The organism is Marinobacter sp. NSM (genome assembly GCF_052380025.1).
In the GTDB taxonomy this organism is placed as follows: Bacteria; Pseudomonadota; Gammaproteobacteria; order Pseudomonadales; family Oleiphilaceae; genus Marinobacter.
Window position 1 is genome coordinate 1 of the sequence record NZ_JBQTCK010000014.1, and the last position, 24567, is coordinate 24567.

General features: G+C 56.4%; 14 protein-coding genes, 1 tRNA gene and 1 pseudogene. 8 read left to right on the forward strand and 8 right to left on the reverse strand.

What is annotated here, in order from left to right; translation table 11 throughout:
* Positions 1–9 precede the first annotated feature (9 nt).
* A tRNA-Pro gene (locus tag ACTZWX_RS17485) sits at positions 10–86 on the reverse strand.
* Positions 87–197: 111 nt separating this feature from the next.
* Positions 198–1841 carry an FMN-binding glutamate synthase family protein gene (locus tag ACTZWX_RS17490; protein ID WP_444715011.1) on the reverse strand — a complete coding sequence of 548 codons (1644 nt, stop codon included), beginning with the start codon at positions 1839–1841 and terminating at the stop codon, positions 198–200.
* A gap of 275 nt (positions 1842–2116) precedes the next feature.
* Here ACTZWX_RS17490 and ACTZWX_RS17495 point away from each other — a divergent pair, with 275 nt between their 5' ends.
* Positions 2117–3709: a BCCT family transporter gene (locus ACTZWX_RS17495; RefSeq protein WP_444715012.1), complete on the forward strand. Its 1593-nt coding sequence runs from the start codon at positions 2117–2119 to the stop codon at positions 3707–3709.
* Between the two features lie 69 nt (positions 3710–3778).
* Here the strand turns inward: ACTZWX_RS17495 and ACTZWX_RS17500 are convergent, their stop codons facing one another.
* The 4 genes from ACTZWX_RS17500 to ACTZWX_RS17515 form a co-directional block, all read right to left on the reverse strand.
* Entirely contained in the window at positions 3779–4726 is a 948-nt protein-coding gene (locus tag ACTZWX_RS17500) for an alpha-L-glutamate ligase-like protein (RefSeq protein WP_444715013.1), read from the reverse strand.
* 1 nt (position 4727) lies between these two features.
* On the reverse strand, positions 4728–6245 hold the full coding sequence (locus tag ACTZWX_RS17505; protein WP_444715014.1) for an inactive transglutaminase family protein: 1518 nt from the start codon (positions 6243–6245) through the stop codon (positions 4728–4730).
* Entirely contained in the window at positions 6242–7042 is an 801-nt protein-coding gene (locus ACTZWX_RS17510) for an ATP-dependent zinc protease family protein (RefSeq protein ID WP_444715015.1), read from the reverse strand. The genes ACTZWX_RS17505 and ACTZWX_RS17510 overlap by 4 nt, the downstream gene beginning before the upstream one ends.
* A 146-nt stretch (positions 7043–7188) precedes the next feature.
* Positions 7189–7575: a hypothetical protein gene (locus tag ACTZWX_RS17515; protein WP_444715016.1), complete on the reverse strand. Its 387-nt coding sequence runs from the start codon at positions 7573–7575 to the stop codon at positions 7189–7191.
* Positions 7576–7867: 292 nt separating this feature from the next.
* Here ACTZWX_RS17515 and ACTZWX_RS17520 point away from each other — a divergent pair, with 292 nt between their 5' ends.
* Positions 7868–9511 carry a DNA recombination protein RmuC gene (locus tag ACTZWX_RS17520; RefSeq protein ID WP_444715028.1) on the forward strand — a complete coding sequence of 548 codons (1644 nt, stop codon included), beginning with the start codon at positions 7868–7870 and terminating at the stop codon, positions 9509–9511.
* Positions 9512–9560: 49 nt separating this feature from the next.
* Complete coding sequence (locus tag ACTZWX_RS17525; protein WP_444715029.1) at positions 9561–10397, forward strand: hypothetical protein; 837 nt, start codon at positions 9561–9563, stop codon at positions 10395–10397.
* Between the two features lie 27 nt (positions 10398–10424).
* Here the strand turns inward: ACTZWX_RS17525 and ACTZWX_RS17530 are convergent, their stop codons facing one another.
* Positions 10425–11444: an AraC family transcriptional regulator gene (locus ACTZWX_RS17530; RefSeq protein WP_444715017.1), complete on the reverse strand. Its 1020-nt coding sequence runs from the start codon at positions 11442–11444 to the stop codon at positions 10425–10427.
* 189 nt (positions 11445–11633) lie between these two features.
* Between ACTZWX_RS17530 and ACTZWX_RS17535 the strand changes: the two genes are divergently transcribed.
* On the forward strand, positions 11634–12692 hold the full coding sequence (locus tag ACTZWX_RS17535) for a CaiB/BaiF CoA transferase family protein (RefSeq protein WP_444715018.1): 1059 nt from the start codon (positions 11634–11636) through the stop codon (positions 12690–12692).
* Between the two features lie 77 nt (positions 12693–12769).
* On the opposite strand, the gene ACTZWX_RS17540 is transcribed toward ACTZWX_RS17535, so the two are convergent.
* A complete protein-coding gene (locus ACTZWX_RS17540; protein ID WP_444715019.1) occupies positions 12770–15808 on the reverse strand; it encodes a hypothetical protein in 3039 nt (1012 codons plus the stop codon).
* A gap of 377 nt (positions 15809–16185) precedes the next feature.
* Here ACTZWX_RS17540 and ACTZWX_RS17545 point away from each other — a divergent pair, with 377 nt between their 5' ends.
* The 4 genes and pseudogenes from ACTZWX_RS17545 to ACTZWX_RS17560 all read left to right on the forward strand — a co-directional run bounded on the left by ACTZWX_RS17545 (position 16186) and on the right by ACTZWX_RS17560 (position 24566).
* On the forward strand, positions 16186–17700 hold the full coding sequence (locus ACTZWX_RS17545; RefSeq protein WP_444715020.1) for a fumarate hydratase: 1515 nt from the start codon (positions 16186–16188) through the stop codon (positions 17698–17700).
* Between the two features lie 423 nt (positions 17701–18123).
* Positions 18124–20208 (forward strand): annotated as a pseudogene (locus ACTZWX_RS17550) (type VI secretion system Vgr family protein).
* Entirely contained in the window at positions 20201–21130 is a 930-nt protein-coding gene (locus ACTZWX_RS17555; protein WP_444715021.1) for a DUF4123 domain-containing protein, read from the forward strand. Before ACTZWX_RS17550 ends, ACTZWX_RS17555 begins: the two are co-directional and overlap by 8 nt.
* Positions 21123–24566 carry a toxin VasX gene (locus tag ACTZWX_RS17560; RefSeq protein WP_444715022.1) on the forward strand — a complete coding sequence of 1148 codons (3444 nt, stop codon included), beginning with the start codon at positions 21123–21125 and terminating at the stop codon, positions 24564–24566. Before ACTZWX_RS17555 ends, ACTZWX_RS17560 begins: the two co-directional genes overlap by 8 nt.
* Position 24567 lies beyond the last annotated feature (1 nt).

Here is a 24567-nt window from a genome sequence, read left to right on the forward strand (position 1 = left end):
GGGGAATTCTGGTCGGGACGGTAGGATTTGAACCTACGACCCCTTGCACCCCATGCAAGTGCGCTACCAAGCTGCGCTACGCCCCGTAAACTGCTGCCCACCAAGAAAAGAGGTTTATCTCAGTGGCTTAACGGGAGCGAAGTCTACACCAGCCCACGGTAAAAATAAACAGGGAGCGGGCGATTTTCTTCGATGGATTACCTCAGTTTGGTTTCCCTCAGCTTCAGGATGAATTCCGGCGGCTCAAAGGTGTCTGGCCGGGCATCGTCCCAGTATTTGTCGAATACCGTCAGGCCGGTTTTGCCTTCCAGCAGGGCGCCCGGCTCCAGAAACGGAAACAAGTCCAGGTAACTGTGGATTTCGGTTTTGGAAACACGCCGAACAATGTGTTCGGGCCCCAGTTCCGAGGGGTGTTTCAGGCCCGAGGCTTCCAACAGGTTCTGGAGCGCATCCAGCGTGTTCTTGTGGTAGTTGTATACCCGCTCACTTTTCAGCGGCACATCGAGTTTGTTACCCCGGCGTGGGTCCTGTGTGGCGATGCCGCTGGGGCAGCGCCCCGTGTGACAGTTCAGGGCCTGGATGCAGCCCAGGGCAAACATATAACCGCGAGCAGCGTTGCACCAGTCTGCGCCGAGAGCCAGCGTACGGGCGATGTTAAAGGCCGAGGTGATCTTTCCGGCGGCGCCAATGGCGATGTCTTCCCGAAGGTTTGTGCCCACCAGGGTGTTGTGCACCAGCAGCAGGGCTTCGGTCATGGGCATGCCCAGCCGGTTGATGAATTCCAGGGGTGCTGCGCCGGTTCCCCCTTCGCCGCCGTCTACTACAATAAAGTCGGGCTTCTTGCCGGTTGCCAGCATGGCTTTAACAATAGCAAACCATTCCCAGGGATGACCAATGGCCAGCTTGAAGCCGACCGGCTTGCCGCCCGAGAGCTCCCGTAGCTGTTCCAGAAATTCCAGAAGTTCCACCGGGTTGGAAAATGCCGAGTGACTGGCTGGGGATACGCAGTCTTCGCCCACCTGAACGCCCCGGGCTTCGGCAATTTCCTGAGTCACTTTTTCACCGGGCAGAATGCCGCCGTGGCCGGGTTTTGCGCCCTGAGATAGTTTGACCTCTATCATTTTAACCTGACCAATGCAGGCATTTTCCCGGAACATATCCGGGTTAAAGCTGCCGTCGGGATGTCGGCAGCCGAAATAGCCGGAACCAATTTCCCAAACCAGGTCGCCGCCTGGCTTCCTGTGGTAACGAGAGACAGAGCCCTCGCCGGTGTCATGGTAGAACCCGCCTTTGCGCGCACCGGAATTCAGGCTGAGAATGGCGTTGGCAGACAGCGAGCCAAAACTCATGGCTGAAATGTTGAACACGCTGGCGCTGTAGGGCTTATCGCAGTTCTTGCCGATCACAATACGGAAGTCGCTGGAGCTAAGCTTGCTTGGTGTAAGGGAATGGTTCATCCATTCGAACCCCTCCTCATACATGCCAAGTTGTGAGCCAAACGGTCTCTTGTCGAGTACGTTCTTGGCCCGTTGATAAACAATGGTGCGTTGTTCCCGGGAGAATGGCCGTTCTTCGGTGTCTGACTGGATGAAGTACTGCCGGATCTCCGGCCCCACGGATTCAAACAGGTAGCGAAAGTTCGCCATGATCGGATAGTTGCGACTTACCGTATGGCTTCTCTGGAGCAAATCCCAGGTTCCCAGGGAGGCCAATCCAGCGAAAATCAATGGAATAACGTATCCAGCGCCTGCCCACAGAGTGATCGGTAAGGAAATGATCAGACCGGCGATGCTGATTACATAGGCCGAGTAGCGCAGCGGGAAGGTGGTGGTTTTCGCCATGGATACCTCTGTGGTCGGTATGGGTCAGGCCCAATTGGCTCGGGCTAGAGTATATCTTACGGTTTTCAATGCGGAGGGGTTCAGATAGATGTTCGGTTGTACTTTCGCTCCTGAAATCTGGTCTATGCTTGAATATGCAGTAATGACACATATCAACTTTTGATGTTTTGAGCTCAAAATAATAAGATGACTGGCTTGTAATCTATGAAGATAGATTCACAGCTAATGAACCCGAACGAATATTCAATCGTCACACCAGACCAGGAGGCGCCAACGTGGGCGAGGTAGTGAAAGACGAATATCAGACGGATTACGTCGCAGGCCAGGACAACATAAGACCGTTTGGACTGGACCTCCATAACTGGGTATTCCCAGTCACATCAGTCATTGTTGTGCTGTTTGTCATAGCAACCCTGATGTTCCCGACAGCCGCCAAGGAAACGTTGGACGGCATGAAGTGGGACATTATCGGGTCCTTTGACTGGTTCTTCCTGATCAGTGCCAACATCTTTGTGGTGGTTAGCCTGGCCCTGATCTTCATGCCCGTGGGCAAAATACGGCTAGGCGGACAGGACGCAAAACCTGAGTTCTCGACCCTGTCATGGTTCGCCATGCTGTTCGCTGCTGGCATGGGCATCGGCTTGATGTTTTGGGCTGTGGCGGAGCCGGTTGCTTACTATACAGGCTGGTACGAGACGCCATTCAATGTTGAGGCGAACTCGGCCGAAGCCCGTGACATGGCTATGGGCGCGACCCTTTACCACTGGGGCCTGCATCCATGGGCTATCTATGCGGTGGTTGCCTTATCGCTGGCATTTTTCGCCTTCAACAAGAACATGCCATTGACGATTCGCTCGGCCTTTTTCCCACTCCTGAAGGATAAAGTCTGGGGTTGGCCCGGTCATATCATCGATGTGCTGGCGGTTGTAGCGACCATCTTTGGTTTGGCGACCTCTCTTGGCTTCGGTGCGCAACAGGCGGCTTCTGGGCTCGACTACCTGTTTGGCATGGGCTCCGGCATTAATGTGCAGATGGCTATCATCGTTGGTGTAACGGCCTTGGCACTGATTTCGGTACTTCGCGGTCTGGACGGCGGCGTCAAGGTGCTCAGTAATATCAATATGGTCACCGCGGGCGTGCTGCTGTTCTTCGTGATCTTTGCGGGCCCGACGCTGGCCATTGTGGAAACCATCTGGATTACCTCGTCCACCTACGTTGCGAACGTGGTGCCCCTGAGTAACCCGTTTGGTCGCGATGACCAGGCCTGGCTGCAAGGCTGGACCGTATTCTATTGGGCCTGGTGGATTTCCTGGTCACCGTTCGTCGGGATGTTTATCGCCCGCGTGTCCAAAGGCCGCACAGTGCGTGAATTCGTGACTGCAGTACTGATCATCCCGACCCTGATTACCACTGTGTGGATGAGCGGCTTTGGTGGCTCAGCCCTGGAGCAGATCCAGCAGGGCATGGGCGCTTTGGCAGAGGACGGCCTGACAGAAGTCTCGCTGGCCACTTTCCAGATGTTCGCCAACCTGCCGCTGACTGGCATCATTTCCTTCGTGGGCATCATTCTGGTTCTGGTGTTCTTCGTGACATCCTCGGATTCCGGCTCACTGGTTATCGACAGCATTACTGCCGGTGGCAAAACTGATGCACCGACGGCTCAGCGTGTATTCTGGGTGGTGATGGAGGGTGCGATTGCCGCCGCCTTGATTTTTGGTGGCGGTGACGATGCCCTGGGGGCCATTCAGGCGGTGGCCATCAGTGCCGGCCTGCCGTTTACTGTCGTGCTGCTGATCATGACATGGGGCCTGTTGAAGGGCCTGACACACGAACGAAAACTGTTGTTGCAACGCGGTGAGCTGCTCTGACAGGGCAGCCCTCACGGCCACAAAAAAACCGGAGCCTTGAGCTCCGGTTTTTTTGTGGCCTGCCATCGGTCAGAATTTCCCGAAAGCTCCCATCGCGTACTGAACACGCTCCCTGGGGCTGAAATGGGGGCGCTTAAGGGCCTCGATGTTTCTCAGCCTGGGTACCAGTCCCTCCCCGTTAGCCATCTGTATGGCCAGGCCAGGACGTGCGTTGAGCTCTAGCAGCAGGGGGCCTTTCTGCGTGTCGACCACCAGGTCTACGCCCATATAGCCCAGCCCGGTGGCTTCATAGCATCGGGAGGCCATTTCCAGCATGTCTTCCCAGCTTTCAATCTGGATGTTTTCCAATGCCAGGCCAGTGTCTGGGTGCAGGGTAATTGGACGATTGAACTGAACCGCGTTGAGGCTGCGGCCAGTGCCTACGTCCAGGCCAACACCAACGGCCCCCTGATGCAGGTTGGCTTTGCCATCGGAATCCTTGGTGGCCAGCCGCAACATGGCCATCACCGGATAACCCTGAAAGATAATGATGCGGATATCCGGAACGCCCTGGAAGGAATACCTGGCGAGGGAGGGGGTGGACTGTACCAGGTCTTCCACAATGGCGACGTCTGGCGTTCCTGCCAGGGAATAAAGGCCGGCCAGGATGTTGGTCAGATGGCGTTCGAGCATAGCCACGGAAATGCGGGCGCCAGAGGCCTTGACGTAGTCATCGCCATCCCGCCCGGTGATTACGGTGATGCCTTTGCCACCGGAGCCCTTGGCAGGCTTGATGGCGAAGCCAGCGAGCCCCTCGGCTATCTCTCGGAAATGGGAGATTTCGTGTTGCTGGCGAACTACCTGCAACAACTCCGGAGTTTTGACGCCGTACTCGCTGACAGCAAGTTTGGTTTTCAGCTTATTATCAACCAGGGGGTAGGCAGCCCGTTCATTGTACCGGGAAATGTAGTCCACATTTCGCCGGTTCATGTTCAGGATGCCAAGCTTTCTGAGTTTTCTGGGGGAAATCCAGTCCATATCAGTCGTAGGCCTTCATCGGGGTAAAGCGCCTTAATTCGCTGAGTTTGTAACCGGTGTACTGCCCCATCAGCAGGATCAATCCCAGGACCACCAGATGCAGTTCCGGGAAGTTGAATGTCAGGTGCCCGGCCAGCGACGTGTTCATGGCCAGATAGGCACAAATAGCGACAAACAGGCTGCCGCTGCCTTGTACCATAACTTCGCGGGCACCTTCCTCTTCCCAGAGGATGGACATCCTCTCAATGGTCCAGGCAATGATCACCATCGGGAAGAAAGTGACTGTCATGCCGGTATTGAAGCCCATCTGGTAGCCGATAATGCTAAGTCCGGCAGTGATGAATATCACCAGGATGATCAGTGCCGATATCCTCGATACCAGAAGCAGGTTGAGACTGGAGAGATAGCCCCGCAGTAGCAATCCGATAGACACGACCGACAGAAACGCAATCAGTCCCGGGACCAGAGTGGTCTGCACAAATGCCACGGCAATCAGCACGGGCATGAATGTGCCGGAGGTGCGAACCCCGATGACAATCCGCATAAAGGCTACGATCAGAGCCCCGATGGGCAGTAACAGCAGCATCCGGAACATGCTTTGCTCTTCGATCGGGAGTTGGTAGAACCCCAGTACCCCGAGGCCATTCTTGTTGGCTTCCAGGGTGGCCAGCTGAAGTGCTGGCACTGTCTGCCGGAGCATGGAGAAGCTCACCTGGGAGTTGTCGCCGCCCACCACATCAAGCAGCGACTCCGCCCCCTGGCGCCACAACAGCAGATTTTCCGGCACCCCCTGTTCGGCGGTTCTTGGGTCAAAGGTGAGCCAGCGGTCACCGTTATGTATCTGCAGGAACTGCATCAATTGCTGGCGGCGGCGGGCATCTTCCAGTTTGAGTGCGTCGGCGGTGCGGGCTGGGATGCCGGCATGATTCAGCATTCGAACCAGCATTTGCAGGTAGTTGTCGTCAGCGACCAATAGGGTGGTGTTCTGGGTTCGGCTGTCAGGTTGCAACAGCCGGATTAGCTCCCGTGTCAGGCTTTCCGGAGAGCTGGAGCGTTCGTTAGCCTGGCGTAGTACTTCGCGAACTGCGGTAGCCTGGGGTTCTTCCCAAAAGGTGGGAGTTGGTCTCGGTTTTCGTGAACGCGCTGATTCTCCGGCACTGTCATCAGGCACGAACTGGGCTTTGAAATAGAGTGTCTGGGGGCCGGAGACATCCCGCTTGGTCCACTCGGCGCGCCGGCTGCCAGAGGTTTCGATAATGGAGAAACCATAGCCGGGGGACGCTGCCTGTTCGGTGAGGATGCTGAACCCCGGCGGTTGCTCGGGAACGTGCAAACTGATCTGTGCGGCTTCATCCTGACCAACAAAATCAACCCGCGCCTCGATCATCCAGACCGGCCGTTGCTCGCCCGTCATCCAGGGTACGCCAAGCTCGATGTGTCGCCAGGTGGCAATGGATACGCCGGCGGCGATCAGCAGCAGAACAAATGCGTAAAACGGCGCTCTGGAGCGGACGGTCATGAGTCATCTCCGTTAACGGCTTGCCTGCGGTAGGAGTCAGGAAGTTCCGTGGCGTATTCCTTACCCACGTCAATGAGCATGACATCCCGCAAAACGTTCCGGCCAATCAGTACCTCGTAGGTCAGGTTAGTCCTGTCGGCCAGGGTAAACTCGGCCACTTGCTGGTGGTCGCCGATGGCAAACTGGAGCTCCACCACCACGCGCCGTTCGGCTTCTTCGGCACTGGCCTGAATGACCCGAACACGGCGCGATATCTCCCGCTCCATGGTTACCCATTCGCCGTCTGCACCGGGCAAAGGTACCTCAAAGCGTACCCAGTTGCTGCCATCCCGCTCGAAGCGTTTGACGTTACGTGCGTGAATCGAGGATGTCTCTGCGCCACTGTCAATGCGTGCGGTGTAGATGTGCCCAGGGCCGGCCAGGTAAAACTTCTCTATTTCCCCCACAATCACTTTGCCTTTGAGCCTGTCGGCGCGCCCCTGGTTCTCCGCAACTGCAGGGCAAACCGGTGCTGCGGCCGGCGGGCAAACGGGCCTTTCAACCTGGGTGGCGATGGCATCGAGAATGGTTTGTGTGGCAGCGTCGCTTTTGTGGAGGAGTTGCTCATGCCGCACGGTGGCGTTGTTTTCCATCGTCACCTGCGTGGCTCTCTGGGTTTGTACCGATGTTCTCAGGTCTTCCATGTTATGTTTGGGGACCATGAAGTAACGATCTGCCGAGCAGCCGGTGATCACAAGTGCCATGGTTGGAATTACGAACATCAGGAAGCGCCGAGGCTGGAAGAACCTGTAACCCATTGATTTCCCCTGAGCTGGCTGCGGAAGCGGTTTCTATGACCGATTATGAATGCAGCCTGTGAATGTGTTTCTGAATCAGGCGGCAAAGTATACTACACGCGACCTGTGTGAATACTTTACAGTTGGTTAAGACCTTGGAAATCGACTCAGAGTGAAATCAACTGTTCCTGGCCGAGGGCGGTTTCAGAGCGGAGAAATTCCTGGATCACCGGGGAGCAATTCAGATAGAACAACAACAGTTCGCGCTGAATATCCTGATCCTGGATGCGGGAGGCAAAGCCTACAATGTCTTTCAGCGCCTGATCGCTCACAGCGCTTTGTTCATTTGTGGGCACTGACTGGCCATAGCGAGAGTTGAGAAGTTGGGTTAGACGCTCAAGGTGAAATTCGCCGGTGTGGGTGATGTGCGGCAAAACCCGTACCGATTCGCGCCCCAAGTGCTCATCTGAGGTGCAAAATTCGTCATCAATGCATCCCGCGCCTGTTGCCGGCACGGTATCTACTCCCAGTTTTCTCCACAGTGCCTTGAGCATGTGCTGGTCCTGCCTTGGCGCGTTCAATGTTCGGAACCCTGCGCCGTTGAGAGATCCTTTTGTTCCTTTTAGAGCAATTTACGCTAGCCGTAAAGAACCGGATTCCGTCACTTGCCGGAAATGCCGATCAGTCGAGGGTGGAACTGAGATCAGTACAGGTAATGAGGGTTTAACGGGCAAAAGGTTCCGCGCTTGGGGTAGACTGGTTCGTTAATGCTAACCATCGAAAATCTTTGGTGTTAACACGCTACGAAAGGAGTTTCACGCTGTGGTCGATACCCTGACCAATCTTATGGAGCTACGCCCCGAATGGCTGGCCGGCTGGATTATCACACTTGTGGTGGCGTGCGTCGCCTTGTTTGCTGGCCTGGTCTGGGCCGCTTTGACGGTGCGCAAAGTTCGTGCTGCGCTGGATCTGAAGGCACAGGAACTGGCTGATCAGAATGCCCGGTTGCGAGAATCGGATCAGGCTCAGGCCTTGCACCATCAAGAGGTAAGCCATCTGGAACAGCAGATAGAGCAGCAGCGGCAAACCCTGCTGGAGCGGGATAACAGTCTCGAGACCTGGCGCCAGAAAGCCACCGGTCTGGAGAACCGATTGGCCTCTGCAGATTCGGAGTTGGCCAGTCGCCGGGACCGGTTAAGCCAGTTGGAGCAGGAGAACCGGGATCTCCGGCTGCGGGCTGAGAGCCTGAGCGATGAGTTCAACCAGCTGAAAGTGGAGCTCCGGGAGCAACAGGTGACCCTGGACAAAGAGCGCCGCTCGGCAGCGGAAAAAACGGAGCTGCTTGAGAAAAACCGGGACGCTCTCAAACAGGAGTTTGAGAACCTGGCCAACCGCATCTTTGACCAGAAAAGCGAGCGCTTCAGTCAGCAGTCGAAGACCAGCCTGGATTCCCTGCTCAACCCCTTCCGGGACCAGCTCCAGGACTTCCGAAAACGGGTTGAGGATGTATACACCACCGAAACCCGGGACCGCCAGGCCCTGCGAAGCGAAATCAAATCGCTGCAGGATCTGAACCGCCAGATTACCGAGGAAGCCGCCAACCTGACTCGCGCCCTCAAAGGTGACAAGAAAGTACAGGGTAACTGGGGGGAATTGATTCTTGAGCGAGTGTTGGAACGCTCAGGCTTGCGTAAAGGCGTGGAATACGAAACCCAGGGCAGCTACCGGGACGAAGACAACCAGTTACTGCGCCCCGATGTCATCGTACACCTGCCGGACCAACGCAACCTGGTGATAGACTCGAAAGTGTCACTGCTGGCTTACCAGCAGTGGGTAGTGGCCGAGGAAGACAGCGCCCGTGACGAAGCACTCAAGCAACACGTAGAGGCGGTGCGCAGCCATATCCGAAGCCTCAGTGAGAAAGACTACAGCCAGCTTAATGGCCTGCATTCTCCGGATTTCGTGCTGCTGTTTATGCCAATCGAGCCGGCCTTTGTGGCAGCATTCCAGCAAGACGAGAACCTGTTCGCAGAAGCCTTCGAGCGAAAGATTATTGTGGTGACTCCCACCACCTTGCTGGCGACCCTCAGGACGATTGAAAATATCTGGCGTTACGAGCGGCAAAGCCAGAATGCCCGGCGGATTGCCGACCGGGCTGGCGCCGTTTACGACAAACTTCGGGTGTTTGTGGAGGCTATGGAGCGTTTGGGCGCCCAGCTGCACACGGCTCAGGGCACCTACGATAACGCCATGAATACGCTGACTCGCGGCCGTGGTAATCTGATCTCCCAGGCCAACCGGTTTGTGGAACTTGGGGTTCGGGTAAAGAAGGAACTGCCCAAGGCCATTATGGAGCAGGCCGAGGTGGATGCGGATGACGAAGGTGCCGATTCCGGCGAGCCGAAGCATACCGAGTTTGGCGCGCCTACAGACGCAGGTAGCGACGCACCCGAGGTGGCGGAAGAAGGCACAAATGACAATCAGGAGTAGCGGTATGTTGCCACCCAGAATTTTAAGCCTGGCCGGTGGACGGTCATTCATGGCAGGCCTGGCAATGGTGGCCTCGTTGGCAGCGGTTTCTGCCCACGGGCAGTCGTTGGCACCGGAGCATGAGATCCGTCGCCTGATGCTGGCCACCGAAGAGGCCGTTGCGGCAGAGCGCTGGGGTGAGGCGAGCGAGTACCTGAACCGTCTGCAGAAGATGGAATCCGAAAAACCGGCGGATTATTTCTACTACCGCGGCCGAGCAATGTTGCAGGCCGGCCACCTCAACGAGGCACGGGCGGCCCTGGAAGCTTATGTGAGCAGGGCTGGAGTGGATGGGCAGCACTACCAGCAGTCACTGAAGCTGATCACCGATATTGAGAAAGAAAATCGCGCCAACGTACGGGCGGTGGCCAACGGCAATGGCGAAGCCAAGGAGCCCGTGGCCATCATCGAACCAGCGGGCGGCCAGGAGCTGAAAAGCCTGCGACAGCTGTACCTGGCCGACTCAGACCGGGAGGCGTTGACCATCCATCTCAATGCCCTCTTGGAAACCGCCGGCTGGCGTAGGGACAAAACCTTGGTGCGGTTGGACCGACCAGCAGACATCCGGTACCGGGTGAGCGTTGCCAACGGTAACCTGAACATTCAGGAAATCACCCGGAACACCGATGACACAACCGTCCGGAAGTCCGTTTCGCTGCCGGTATTTGGCGTAAATCCACAGCCCCGCTGGGACTGTGAGCCCGCTGTAGGCGCCTGCTGGATTTATGATCCGAGGGATGGCTCCCGGCTGTTCCAGCTGGCTCAAAGCCGAAACCAGGTGAATGAGATTGCCCTGACCCTGGGCCGGCTGATTCGCAACCTGCAGCAGGGCAGTTCCGGCTCCTGATACGCACCGGTTGGCAGGCCCTGGCCGTTATTCGGCCAGGTCACCCCGTTCGCCCTCCCGCCAGGCGCCCGGGGTGACGCCGGTCCACTTTTTGAAGGCCCGGTGAAAAGTTGAAGGCTCCGTAAAGCCCACCCGCTCTGCAATATCGTTGATCGGCAACTCCTGATGGCTCAGATAGTAAATGGCCATATCCCGCCGCAACAGATCCTTGATCTCCTGGAACGACGTATTCTCCTGCTTGAGCCGCCGCCTGAGGGTTTGCGGGCTGGTGTGAAGCTCCTGAGCAATCCAGTCAAAATCCGGCATGGGCTTGGAAAAATCCCGGCCAATCAGCCCCCGGATTCTGCCCGTCCAGGTGTTGCTTTCGTCCGGCCGGGATAACAGATCTGCCGGCGAGGTTTTCAGAAACTGGCGCATCTCCGGCTTGTCCCGGATCACCGGGGCGGAGAGAAAGCGCTTGCTGAAGGTGAGGGCGGTACAATCCGATTCGAACACCAGCGGGCATCGGAATATGTGCCGGTATTCGTCGCCGTGTGCGGGGCGGGGATAGTTGAACTCCGCCTTTTCCAGCTCCACCGGCTGGCCGATCAGCCAGCTGCCCAGGCGGTGCCAGATCACCAGAATGCTCTCCCGCAGGAAATAGCTGGGGTCGTCAATCTCACCCTCGATACGGGTGACCAGCCTGACGTTGTCCTCGTTTACTTCCATCTCCATGCTCACCATAGGTTCAAACAGGCGGGAGAACCGGAACGCCTGCTCGTAGACTTCCTCCAGCGTCTGGCAATTAATCACCAGGGCACACATGGTGGCAAACGTGCCGGTGCGGGCCTTGCGGGGGCCCATGCCCATAAACTCATCGCCGGTGCGGTTCCAGATCACCTGCATCAGCCGGCTGAATTGATCACTGTTTACCCGCGCCATCTCAATGCGCAGCAAATCTGGTGAAATACCCGCCTCCTGCAACAGAGCACGGCTATCCAGACCCAGGCGCACAGCGCCGGAGAGGGATGCTTCAACAAAATGTCGAGAAACCGTAAGGGTAGACATAACCGATGCCATTGATAGAAACGATGTTCATCATAAGTGCCCGGCGAGACAATGCAACCATCTGATTTCGCGAAAGATGGAAGATTCTGCCAATGGGAATGAAGGAACCGGCAGTTGGCCCCCTCTGCAAAACCCGGCAGCATGAGCCACAGTACTCACAATACCTCAGATAAACCAATGGAGACGACCATGGCAGGCCCACTGAATGCCCTGAAAATACTCGATTTCAGCACCCTGTTACCCGGCCCCTACGCCACCATGATGCTTGCCGATATGGGCGCGGAAGTGCTGCGTGTGGAAGCGCCGGACAGGGTAGACCTGGCCAAGGTGATGCCCCCGTTTGATGGCAAATTCAGCACCACCTTTTCATATCTCAGCCGTGGTAAACAGACACTCCAGCTTAACCTGAAGCAGTCCGAGAGCGTGGAGAAGGTAAAAGAACTGGTGAAAGACTACGACATCGTCGTGGAGCAGTTCCGCCCGGGCGTGATGGACCGGCTGGGCATTGGCTATGAAACCCTCAAAGCCATTAACCCGAATCTGATCTACTGTGCCATCACCGGCTATGGCCAGACCGGTCCCTACAAAGACCGCGCCGGCCACGACATCAACTACCTGGCCATATCCGGCGTTGCCAGCCACTGCGGCCGCGCCGACAGCGGCCCCCCACCGATGGGTATACAGGTTGCCGACGTGGCCGGCGGCTCTCACCACGCGGTGATGGGCATTCTCGCTGCGGTCATTCAGCGCCAGCAAACCGGGCAGGGCGCCTTCATCGACATCAGCATGACCGACGCCGCCTTCGCACTCAACGCCATGGCCGGCGCAGCCGCCCTGGCTGGCGGACAACCCCAGAAACCCGAAGGCGGCATGCTTAATGGTGGCACCTTCTACGATTACTACCAGACCAGCGATGGCCGGTGGTTGTCGGTAGGCAGCCTGGAGCCGCAGTTCTCCGCAAGGTTGTGCGACACATTGGGACTTAGCGAGATGAAGAGCTTTGCACTGAGCCAGAACCCGGAGCATCAGAACACATTGAAGGTGGCGATCAAGGATAAGATTGCGGCGAAGACTTTTGCCGAGTGGCGGGAGATTTTCGCGGAGGTGGATGCGTGTGTGGAGCCAGTTTTGACGATTGAGGAGGCGGCGGAGCATCCGCAGATTAAGGCGCGGGGGATGGTGGTTGAGAGGGATCGGGGGGATGGCGTGGGGCAGCGGCAACTCGGGATCAACTTAAGCTTCAGATAAGTCGATGGTCTCGTTATCCCCAAAAAAATACCCCAGCTTTCGCCGGGGTATTCGCCTAAGCCATAACGGCTATGCTATCAGTCTGGGTCCACTATTGAGATAGAAGTATCAGGGCGCTCAGTGTCGCCTGTGTCCACCGCGACAACAGCTCCGTTTGTTGCGATCAGACTGAGAGTTTGGAGAACCATCTGGCTGAAGGTTGCATTTGCAAGATCTGCGGATCCCGGAATGTCGTCACCGTTCTGATCTTTTTTCGCTGACGGCAGCACCGGCGTGCTGTGCTGGGCAAGTGAGGTGAACTTGACGTAAGCCGGCAAATCAACACCGCCTGTGTCGCTGCTCGCAACCCTATTCGCGCCAATCAGCTCACTAAGCGGGGTGGAGCCAGAGAGCGGCGCCTTTGAAGATTGCATATCCACCATGACAATCTGGCCGCCCACTTCACCGGGGAATGAGCCGTTGAGATTGTTTACCCGGCCGTCATTGATGGTTGTTGTATCGCCGTCCACTTCAGAGATGACAGAATTCTGAAGGTCCGCAACAAAGTTGACCGGGTCAACGGAGTCTATCGCGTGCTGAAGAACGTTAAAATACGTCTGCAGGCCAGCATCCTGTTGCGTCAAACCGGTCTGGGCGGATAGCCCGCCGACGATGGTTGGGCCGAACACTGGTGAGTTTTCCAGCATACGAACGACGCCACCCACCGGGGTCAGCAGGTTGGCGGCCTGAATTTCAAGGTCTGAACGACCTGAGGCATTGGTGGACGCAACGAAAGCTCCGCCGTTAATTGTGCCTAGCGAATGACCGACGAAATAAACGTTGGAGGCATCGAAGGCCGGTGCAATTGCGCCCACAGAAGCACGCACAGTCATCAAGTCGACAGATCCCTGGCGAAGGTTATCCCGAGAGCCCAGGAAATTGGTCAGGTTTATGAACAAGTCTCCAGACTCTCCTGCCGCGGCACTCGTATCAAAACTCATCTTAATGATGTTGTTGAGATTGTCAGTGCCATAGCCAAAGTGTCGCTCTGTCGCTCCCTCTGCCGCAATGCCTTGACCGGTAAATGCAGGGGTAAGGCCAGGAATGGTACTGCCGGCTCGGGAAACCGTTCCAATGAGGATATTGGCATTCTGAGCCGGAATTCCAGCACCGGTCAATGTGTCGACATCGCCTTGTACAACGGCGTTGATCAGCGTTTCGTTGTTCCAGGTTCCGCTAGGCAGCTCAGTGCCAGATTCTGCTGCGGCCAGCAAGCTAGCGGCTAGCGTTTGCTGATCGCTAACAGAGAACGGAGATACACCGTGCAAGGGTTGATCTATTGCAACCACTGCGACACCGTTCGCTGCGAGCGCACTACCGAATGTCAATGCTGCGCTGCGATCGGTCGTGATGCCATGCTGGTAAATGACCACCGGGAGTGAATCTGCGCTTTCCAGGTCGGCTCCGGATGGATACATGACCAGCATTGGCACGGTAATGTCCGCATTCTTTCTCGGGAACGGGAACACGGCATTCACCACCTCTGACTTGCCAGTGCCTTGAGGAATGACCAGTCCTGCGTCTTCGAAAGCAGCGTTAAGGCCTGCAGCGAGTTGCGTATCCGCTTTCCAGAATTCGGTTCTGAGCGCGGCGCCACTCTGACTGCTAGGCACTCCTAAGAAGTAAGGCAGAGTGATTGAGCCCTGCGCAACCAGAACGTTGCTTGCTCCTGGAATGTTAGACAGCACGGCAGAGACAGCTGGCGCTGGCATTGCTGAACTGAAGTCGATTGAGGGTTCTGACGCCTTTGGTTCAGGAAATGTAATTCCTTGAGCCTGCAGACCACCTTTCAGAAGAATCCCGGCACATTGGAACTTATCAGGCACGGTGACAACCGGTTCGGCACTCACAACAAACGGCTCGGCATCACAAGATCCGAGCGCTGGATTAATTGAGCTGGGCTCAAACGCGCCCGAGGCGAGAGCCACTGCATCTTCAATTTCAGAGAAGCCGAAAGAGGCCAAAATACCCGGAAGTTGGGCGGCATAAATGTCATAGAATGGCTGGAAGTCAGTTTTCGAGACTACACCGTCACCGTTCATATCCCACGTAGTGGCAGGGAGTGAGGGGGCATTTGGAACATTGTTCTCGTTGAGAAGGAGGAAGTGTGCCCCTCTCGCACGCTTAGCAGCTCCAGTGGTTACCGACAGTCTTAACTGGTCCTCGATCCATTGAGCTGGGTTAGCTATGTACTGAAGGACTTTTTTGTCGTTAGACGTCGTAAAGCTATATGCTAAGGCGATATTTTCTAACTCAATTTCGGCGCCGCCGAAATTCGATCTGAGGCCACTAATTGCTGACTTTGCGGTGGGCTCCCAGAAGTTCTGGATTAGATTGCGGACGGCGTCAACACTTGGGCCAAGTACTAAATCACTTTTGAGCTCTGTGTAGGCGGGTGAGCTTACGATAGGCTCTCCATTGCTATCCAGAATTTCCTTGGTAAGTGCAACCACATAACGTTTGTAAGGATCCAGTGGCTTGGTTGGCAAAATTCGGATGTAATCGGTGCCACTAAGTGGCTTTACTTCAACCTCGAAATCGAAGAATAGGTCTCCGTCCGGCACTTCGCTTGCTCGAAGGCCTCGCAGTGGGTCCCCACTGGCGTAATCTAGCTCGATCACAAATACGTTCTGCGCTAATACTGCTTGAACGTCTGCGGCTGGATCCGATGAAGTTCCCGTTTGAAGTCGGCCCAGTGCCCCGAGGTCAGGCCCAATAACTGATTCAGCGTCAATCGACTGGTTGAACTTTAAGTCGATGGGGGCAACTGTTGATGCACCGCTAAGACCGTTCAGTGCAGTGGTTACGGGGGGCTGTGTGTCGCCAACCGCAAAAGAACCGTCACCCACGTTTGCATAAATCAAATCATTCGGAATTGGCAGGTCGGACACTGCCGGGAACGGATCGAACACCGGCCAGGTTTTGCCCTCAAATTGAGCAAGGAAGTCAGCTCGGTTTTTATCCTGACTGATCTTATAATCCGGATTCGCATTACCCCCATCGCCGGCGCTATCGAAGCAACCAGTCAACCCAAGGGAAGAAGCCACGGCAAGACTTATTAGAGTTTTCTTGAACATGGGTGGAACCTTTTCCTGTTGTTGTGTCGTTATATCCGGCGTAGACGGAACCGGTCGGCCCCTGAATTCCGTGCTTTTGCCTGTTCTGCTTTTATGAATTCGTTCGTTGTCTGAAATTGTAGCCAGCACTTGAGCCAATTTCTGTAGCTTTGACTATAGCGACAGTCTGGCAAGTGTTGATCAGCCAAAAGTGTGATTCTGCTTTCGGAATCCCTCCCCGCACAGTCGGAGTGGCCTTTCTGAAAAATAGTGGGCACTGGCGGGTTTGTCGAGTCCTATCGAGTTCATTTCTGGTAAACTCACGCTTCCTTATATAAGCAGGGGCTACCTAATTGGCTCCGCACACTTCCGATAATCAGAAAGCTGATGAGGCGACTATGACCACTGTTATCCGCCAGGACGACCTGATCGAAAGCGTAGCCGATGCGCTGCAGTTTATTTCCTACTATCACCCGAAGGATTTTATCCAGGCTGTGTATGAGGCCTATCAGCGCGAAGAGTCCCAGGCCGCCAAGGATGCCATGGCCCAGATTCTGATTAACTCCCGTATGTGTGCCCAGGGCCATCGCCCGATCTGTCAGGATACCGGCATCGTGACTGTGTTCGTGAACATTGGTATGGATGTGAAGTTCGAGTGCGACATGCCGCTGGATGACGTGATCAACGAAGGCGTGCGCCGTGCTTACACCCACCCGGACAATGTTCTTCGTGCCTCCGTGCTGGCAGATCCGGACGGCAAGCGCCAGAACACCAAAGACAACACGCCTGCCATCATTCACTACAAGATGGTGCCGGGTAACACGGTAGACGTGCACGTGGCAGCCAAGGGTGGCGGCTCTGAAGCCAAGTCCAAGTTTGCCATGCTGAATCCGTCTGATTCAGTGGTGGACTGGGTGCTGAGGATGGTGCCGCAGATGGGTGCCGGCTGGTGCCCGCCGGGTATGCTGGGTATCGGTATTGGCGGTACTGCCGAGAAGGCGATGGAGCTGGCGAAAGAAGCCCTGCTGGACCCGATCGATATTCACGACCTGCAGGCCCGTGGCGCGTCCAACCGATCTGAAGAATTGCGCCTGGAGCTGTTCGAAAAGGTCAACGAGCTGGGCATTGGCGCCCAGGGACTGGGTGGTCTGACCACGGTTCTGGATGTGAAAGTTAAGGATTTCCCGACACACGCGGCCAACAAGCCGGTGGCGATCATTCCGAACTGTGCGGCCACCCGCCACGCGCATTTCGTTTTGGACGGTTCCGGTCCCTCCCTGCAGACCCCGCCGAGCCTGGACGACTGGCCGGAAATCACCTGGGAAGTGGGCGAGAACTTGCGCCGCGTGAACCTGGACACCGTGACTCCGGAAGACGTTAAAGACTGGCAGCCCGGTGAAACCGTTCTTCTGTCTGGCAAAATGCTGACTGGCCGTGACGCCGCCCACAAGAAGATGGTGGATATGATCGAACGTGGCGAAGAGCTGCCGGTGGATCTGAAAGGCCGCTTCATCTATTACGTAGGCCCGGTTGATCCGGTGCGCGAAGAGGTGGTTGGCCCGGCTGGCCCCACCACGGCCACCCGTATGGACAAGTTCACCGACACCATGCTGGAGAAAACCGGCCTGACCGGCATGATCGGTAAGGCCGAGCGTGGCCAGGTCGCCATTGACGCAATCAAGAAGCACGGCGCGGTATACCTGATGGCGGTGGGCGGCGCGGCTTACCTGGTGTCCAAGGCGATCAAAGGTGCCGAGGTGGTGGCCTTCGAAGAGCTGGGCATGGAAGCCATCTACGAGTTTGAAGTGGAAGATATGCCGGTAACCGTAGCGGTGGATTCCCGCGGCAGCTCCGTGCACCAGACCGGCCCGGTCGAGTGGCACGACAAGATCATTGCTGCCAAAGCGGTTTGATCTGAGTCTTTGTAGTCTCGGTGGCGGCCTTGAGTATTCGGCTCAGGGCTGCCACTGATCAAAGCAAACATTTTCCCGCACTCCTCTTGCCCTTAACCTTGTTGATTGGGTTGTGCATTAAAAATATCGTCAAAATTGATTGTCCATGCATGAATCAAACGTTTTTTAAAGTGCCGGGTGGGTGTACGGTTCAGGAAGCTTGAAAACTGTATTTTCTTTTGGGCGGGTCAAGTGTTATATCTTGCGAGACTGGTTAATAGCGCCAACCCGTTCACACAGCAGCTGCTCTCGGGGTACCGCATACCCCGCAGCTTTTATTAAACTGTGTCCCGTCGCCCGGGCTTGAATGCCCGGGTTGACCGGAGCTTGCACCTGGATGGTGCCGGCTGAAACGGAAATGTTCATTCTTCAGGGATCGAAGTCATGCCCCAGGCAAGCGGATTGCAGTTCACCGCCCGTGTAGGCGAATTCCCCTCAGATCACTTTTCGGTAGTTGGCTTTAAGCTGGCCGAAGAGCTGTCTTCCTTGTTTCATGGCCGGTTAGAACTGGCGAGCACCGACCCCGATGTGGCCGCTGCTGACGTTCTGGAACAACCGGTGTACCTGGTGGTGTGGCAAGACGGCCAGCCAGTGCGGCGTTTCACCGGCGTGGTCAATGAATTCGTCCGCGGCAAGACCGGCCACCGCCGCACCGCCTATGAAGTGGTGATCCAGCCCCCGGCCTGGCGCCTGGGCCTGATGCACAACAGCCGCATCTTCCAGACCCAGACCACCGATGCCATCGTGCGCACCCTGCTGGAAGAGCGGGGCATCATTGATACGGTCTTTGACTTCAAACGCCCCCCGGAAGAACGGGAATACTGCGTCCAACACCGGGAAAGCGACCTGCAGTTCATCAACCGCCTGGCCGCCGAAGAAGGCTGGCATTACCGCTACCAGCACGGCAGCGTGGACGGCGAAGAACAACCGGCGTTAATCATCGCCGACCACCACGGCGATGCCCCGAAACTGGACCCGGTGCCCTGCAACACCCAGGCCGGCGGCAGCAGCAAACAGGCCTGTGTATTCAGCTTCGCCTACGAAGAACGCATCAAAGCCTCCTCCGTGGCCATGAAGGACTACACCTTCAAGAACCCCGCCTACGCCCTGATGCACGAGCACAGTGCAGGTGAGGTAAGTCACCGTGAAGATTACCAGCACTACGACTACCCCGGCCGCTACAAAGTCGACGCCAGTGGCCAGCCCTTCACCCAGGCCAGACTGGACGCCCTGAGAAACGACGCCTCCCTGGCCAAGGGCGAAAGCAACCGCCCGGACTTTACCCCCGGCGCCAAAGTGGAACTGCAGGAACACGACAGTCAGAGCCTGAACCGGGAATGGCTGCTGACCGCCATCACCCACACCGGCAAACAGCCCCAGGCCCTGGAAGAAGAGGGTGGCAGCGAACCCACCAGCTACCACAACGACTTCACCGCCATTCCGGCCGATAAAATCTGGCGGCCCCTGTGCGAACACAAACCGATGATGGACGGCCCCCAGATGGCCATCGTCACCGGCCCCGAGGGTGAAGAGATTCACTGCGACCAGTATGGACGAGTGAAAGTAAGGTTCCCGTGGGACCGCTATTCAAAGAACGACGAACACTCCAGCGCCTGGCTACGCGTCGCCCAGGGCTGGGCCGGTGGCCAGTAGGGTTTTATGGCCCTACCCAGAATCGGCAATGAAGTGATTGTGTCCTTCCTGGACGGTGACCCGGACCAGCCCATTATTACCGGCAGGACTTACCACGCCACCAACACACCGCCGTACGCGCTGCCGGAACACAAAACCCGGACTACCCTGAAAACCAAAACTCACAAGGGTGAAGGCAGCAACGAACTGCGCTTCGAAGACGAAGCGGACCAGGAACAGATCTACGTCCACGCCCAGAAAGACCTGGACCTGCTGACGGAAAACAACCGCACCGAAGTCATCAAGAACGACAGCCACCTGACGGTGGAAAACAACCGCTTCAGCCACACCAAAGGCAACAGCCACCATACCGTGGACGGCGAAAAGCGCGAACAAACCGGCAAAGACCACAGCTTCAACGTCACCGGCACCCTGCACCTGAAAGCGGGCACCGCCTGGCTCAGTGACTCGGGCACCGAGCTGCATATCAAAGCCGGCCAGAAAGCGGTGATCGAAGCCGGCGCCGAAATCACCCTCAAAGCCGGCGGCAGCTTCGTAAAGATCGACCCCAGCGGCGTGGCATTGGGTGGCGCGAGCATCAAGATGAACGCCGGTGGCGCTGGCGGAAAGGGCAGTGGGCAGAAGGTGCAGGTGCCGGAGAGGCCTGGGTTGGTGGATGCCTGTGGCGCGTATACCGAGCCCGCTGCGCTGGCCACGGTCGGCCAGAGAACTAATGCGCAACCGGATGCCCAGATGCGTGCGCTGCAGGAAGGCAAAGCCCTGACCTCCATTTGCCAGTCAGAAGAGAACACATCGGGAGATGGGTCCGATGCTTGATGTTTTCGAGGGACCTTCAAAAGCTAACAATCAGCTTCAGGACATGCATTTCAATTATGTCCTGATTGATGGCAGCAAACGCGCAGAGGCGGAACGCTGGCTATACGAGCTTGTTGACACTTCGGACTATCGTAATCTGTTTTATGGCACTGAGTGGGCATCGATTCGCGATGTTGCACCGTTGCTGGTGAGCACCGACCGGGGCCACCCGTTGTTGGAAAAACTGTCTCTGGAGGGCAAAACGCTCGAGTGGGGCTACGCGATCGCCAGTGATGAATCGTTGGATGCGGTAGCTGACCATCTATGCCGGTTTATCACGGTACGCCACCCTTTGGGCTACAGCGTCATGTTGCGGTTCGCCGATCCCACGGTTGCAAGGGTCCTGCTGGCTTCTTCCGGTGATGGCGGTGTGCCCGAATACTGGTCTCCGTTTACTGCGGTAAAACTCCCCGATGCTTTATGGGATGGTTGGCATCTTGAAGTGCGCCCGGACTCGTTGCCAGCGGTTGGCGTTGGAAGGAACACAGAGGGCGGTGCTTCATTTCGGCTGGGTGAACACACCCTCAGAGGTTTAACGGACACTGATCGGCGTACAACGTTGGTCAAATTGATCCAGCACCTTGAGACCTTCTTCCCGAGTAGAGCCGCGCCAAATTTAAGGCAGGCTGTGATAAGGGATCTTCGGACCATCATGGAACAGGCGTTGGCCAACGGCTATGAATCGCTTCAGGCCTTGCTCCATTGGTGTACCGTGTACGGCTATCAGGGAGAGCTGTCGCTGTGGGACGCAGCGGCCTCTCGCATTTATGACCTTTTTCATCGGTGGCCAGGAACGGCCGCAGAAGCGCAGGCTAGAGAAGCGGCGATGATCGCCATGTCCTCGGCTGGAACCCAAGTGCAAGGAGAGCCTATCCATGGGTAAGCAACTTACTAATCCCATAGCTGCCGCCGATCGCGCAAGCCTGGCAAGCGCCACGGCTCAAGGCGCCTGCCCGTTGACCCGGTCGGATATTCAGTTGGTCCCGGTACGATACGCTTATGCCGATGAGGCGGCGGAACACCCCTCATTGGAGTCCCGGTTCAACCTCGAATTTCAGCCAATTGGCATCCGCCAGGTACGGGATGGTTACCTCTACTTGTTCCATTCCGATGCCCCGGACATTCTGCATGAGTACGAAGTCAAAGACGGCGGCGCGGTTACCAAGCGTTTATGGCAAGGTAACGAGGGTGCTCAGGATCAGCGTACTGGAACCCCGGATACTCCGGCCATCGTGGTGCCGCGCAGGGGGCATGTCGATGTATTTTTCTCGTCCACACAGCTGACCGCGAAAAAGTGCAGCATGCTGATGCGCTGGGATGATTACCGTCGAGAGGTGATGCAGCGGGTGAGCCTATCTGGTTACTGCCCCATTAACGGCAAGCCGCAGTTGTTGAGCAAGGCAAGTTTGGAATCGCTGCTGACACACCCAGATGCCCAAGCTGTGCCAATGGATGGGAAAACCCATTTACCCTCGTGGTACTGGGCCCAAAATACACTGGATACCGGCTCTGAACCGTTCGCCCATCGATTGCCAGCTTATGATCTGGACCATGCCTATATTGTGGTTGATGATTTTATGGGCCACATCGACGACCTGCTGGATGCCTGGGCGATTGTGGATACCAACCACAACGCATGGTTGGAGGCAGAGGACGCGAAATACTATCCGGCGCGCTTCATCAGCGATCTGATTCGATTGGATGACGAGCGAGTAGCCGAGCTGGCCCGCGCGTTTTCGGCGCAGGTTGAAGATGAAGATGCCAGGGCATTGTTTGAGAAGGTTTCTCAGGGGAGCCGCGACCAACATGTCCGGTTGAAAGAGCTGATCGACGACTTCCCTGAATATCAGCAAAGCGCTCGAAAGGTTGCTGGCCCCAGCACCTATAGCTATATGCCGTCCGACCATGAACGGGTCACCAGAATGCGTGACGCTGCTAAAGCGCTGGCAACAGAATTGGGCATGTCACAGCGTGAAGTGCTCAGTATCGTCGAATCCATGGCGGACTATCAGGCCGACCTTGTGGAAGGTTCTGCTCTCAGTGGTCAACAAGGTATCGCGGATTTGGTGAAGCTGGAAGACATGAACGCCTATCTGGAACAGGCTCAGCAACACCTGATGCGATTCGCCGAGGAAAAACGACGGATCGTCACGGATATCCAGTCGTTACTAGCCATCTTTTACCTTCATGGTCATCTGCACGACCGGGAAAGCGATGCCGACTATATGGCGCTGCTGAAAATGGACAACGGTCTGATTGCGGTGCTTACGGAGTGGGCACAGTCATCGGGTGATTTTTCCTTCCTGAAGCGATTTTACTTTGAGGAGATCGGGCACCAGCATTTGATCTCCCTGGACCTGAAACCCGAGATCATCCCCGGCACATTAAAAGACGTAGTCGACGGCCTGAAAGCCATAATGGATGCAAAGCAAGCTCCTGCGGCATACAAAGAGTGGGTTCGGCTGGTTGAGCAGAGCCCCCATTTGCAATTTCCGTCGCTTTCAGAGGGCGCTGCCGCACAACTCAGCCACCATCTGGCTCAGCTCAACATTACCGGGCGATTGGCGGTATTCGAGTTGGTACAGGCGGTGGATGCCGCCGATCTGCATGGCCGACTGAAGCAAGTGTTCGAACGGATGGATCCTGGGCTTCGAGCCCACATCTTCGAGAACCAAAGGCTGTACCAGATTGACCTGGAGATTGCAGATGCCGACAGCCTTGCCAGGCATGAATCTCTCGTGAAGGAAATCGAACGGCTGGCTAAGTTGCGTGAGGAGGTTTTGGAGCGGGAAAACCGCCTTCAGCAGCGGCATAGCGAGGCCAGCACCCGAGACCGTCGCCGATATAAACGAGAGTATGACGAACAGATCCAAGCCATTCGTGCTCAAAAGCAAGAACTGACCCATCAGCTTCGGGAACGGGGGTTCAGATTATTGGATACATCCCCGTTAGAGGGTGAAAATCATAGCGGAGAGCTCTTGATTGCTGGGTTGACCCGGACTGCCTACGGCCGTGCTGTGCAATCTGAAGTCGATGAACTGAAACGTCTGAGAGAGCGGGGCGGGCTTACCCGCATGATGGATTATGGCCGGGGTATGATCCACGGACAGGATACACTTGACCTGCCGAAACGAGTTGGTGGTTTGGGATTAGTGTCGTTTATGGGGCTGGTGGGGGCTGTTGGAGCTTACGATGCTTTTCAAAAATGGGACAAAGAGGGCGATTGGGGTGAGTTTTGGTCATTTGCTAGTGGTGCTGCCGGAACAGTTGGGGCGGCAGCCAGTATATTGACCATCGTCGGCAGTGCCCGCCTGAATTATTACTACCAGACCATATCTCAGGCAGATGACGTGCTCACGCGACTGGCCCGGGTGAATGTATGGGGCGGCACGATTGCGGCTTGGGCTGGGTTCTTTTCGGCGCTAGCGGACGGTATAAAGCAACTTGATGTCATTACCAAAGAAGGTCAAGGTGCCGGAATAAAGACAGGTGCCGGTATAACCTTTGCTGGAGACAGTATGCTGCTCTATGGCAGTGGTCGAATGGCGGTCAATGGATCTGCCGGTATCTACCACGTTCTCCGCAAAACCTCGGTCGACATCACCTGGAAATCGGTCAATCGGGGGATGCTGTCGTTGGCCGGCGGTGTGTTCAGGGGAGTGAACGTTTACCTGTGGATAGGTACCGCTTTGGTCTGCATAGGCAATTGGGTACAAAGCTATTATAAACGCACAGACGTGCAGCGCTGGTGTGAGCAGAGTGCCTGGGGCAATGACACCAAGGGTTGGGATACGGATCAGCAGCGCCACGAACTGGCCAAGGTCATTTACCAACCCACTCTGTCAGTGAAGGCAGAACAAGCCGCGTTGGATGGGCGCACGAGTTATTGCGCCTTCCGCCTGGAATTGCCCGGACTGAGTTCGCTGGAAGCGGATAACATGGAATGGGCAATCTTGCGGCAGGAAAGGACGGCCTGGGAGCCTGACCACGACTACTGGAATCAGGCCATTACTACCAAGAGTATGGGCTCGGTGGGCGTTGCCCTGGAGCTGTCCCTGACTGGAGCCGACCTGGATACGGCCGATGGGTTCTATTTGGCCTTCCGCTATAAGGCTGCAAACTCCCCCAACTGGTTGCCAGAGAGAGACAAGGCGTACCATTACAAGCTGACCTTGCACGAGCATGGTAATTTGCCGATGGTCAGCGCTAACGAAACGAAAGAGTGGCAGCCGATAACACCTCTGGGTGCGCCGGACACGCGATTGACCCCATTGATCATCAACTACCATGCACTGGTAAACCATCCCATTAAGTCCTGAC

Excerpts from the sequence above, each read along its gene's own strand:
- ACTZWX_RS17490 (WP_444715011.1), bottom strand. The coding sequence starts at position 1,841 with ATGGCGAAAACCACCACCTTCCCGCTGCGCTACTCGGCCTATGTAATC.
- ACTZWX_RS17500 (WP_444715013.1), bottom strand. The coding sequence starts at position 4,726 with ATGGACTGGATTTCCCCCAGAAAACTCAGAAAGCTTGGCATCCTGAAC.
- ACTZWX_RS17505 (WP_444715014.1), bottom strand. The coding sequence starts at position 6,245 with ATGACCGTCCGCTCCAGAGCGCCGTTTTACGCATTTGTTCTGCTGCTG.
- ACTZWX_RS17510 (WP_444715015.1), bottom strand. The coding sequence starts at position 7,042 with ATGGGTTACAGGTTCTTCCAGCCTCGGCGCTTCCTGATGTTCGTAATT.
- ACTZWX_RS17515 (WP_444715016.1), bottom strand. The coding sequence starts at position 7,575 with ATGCTCAAGGCACTGTGGAGAAAACTGGGAGTAGATACCGTGCCGGCA.
- ACTZWX_RS17520 (WP_444715028.1), top strand. The coding sequence starts at position 7,868 with ATGGAGCTACGCCCCGAATGGCTGGCCGGCTGGATTATCACACTTGTG.
- ACTZWX_RS17525 (WP_444715029.1), top strand. The coding sequence starts at position 9,561 with ATGGCAGGCCTGGCAATGGTGGCCTCGTTGGCAGCGGTTTCTGCCCAC.
- ACTZWX_RS17530 (WP_444715017.1), bottom strand. The coding sequence starts at position 11,444 with ATGTCTACCCTTACGGTTTCTCGACATTTTGTTGAAGCATCCCTCTCC.
- ACTZWX_RS17535 (WP_444715018.1), top strand. The coding sequence starts at position 11,634 with ATGGCAGGCCCACTGAATGCCCTGAAAATACTCGATTTCAGCACCCTG.
- ACTZWX_RS17540 (WP_444715019.1), bottom strand. The coding sequence starts at position 15,808 with ATGTTCAAGAAAACTCTAATAAGTCTTGCCGTGGCTTCTTCCCTTGGG.
- ACTZWX_RS17545 (WP_444715020.1), top strand. The coding sequence starts at position 16,186 with ATGACCACTGTTATCCGCCAGGACGACCTGATCGAAAGCGTAGCCGAT.
- ACTZWX_RS17555 (WP_444715021.1), top strand. The coding sequence starts at position 20,201 with ATGCTTGATGTTTTCGAGGGACCTTCAAAAGCTAACAATCAGCTTCAG.
- ACTZWX_RS17560 (WP_444715022.1), top strand. The coding sequence starts at position 21,123 with ATGGGTAAGCAACTTACTAATCCCATAGCTGCCGCCGATCGCGCAAGC.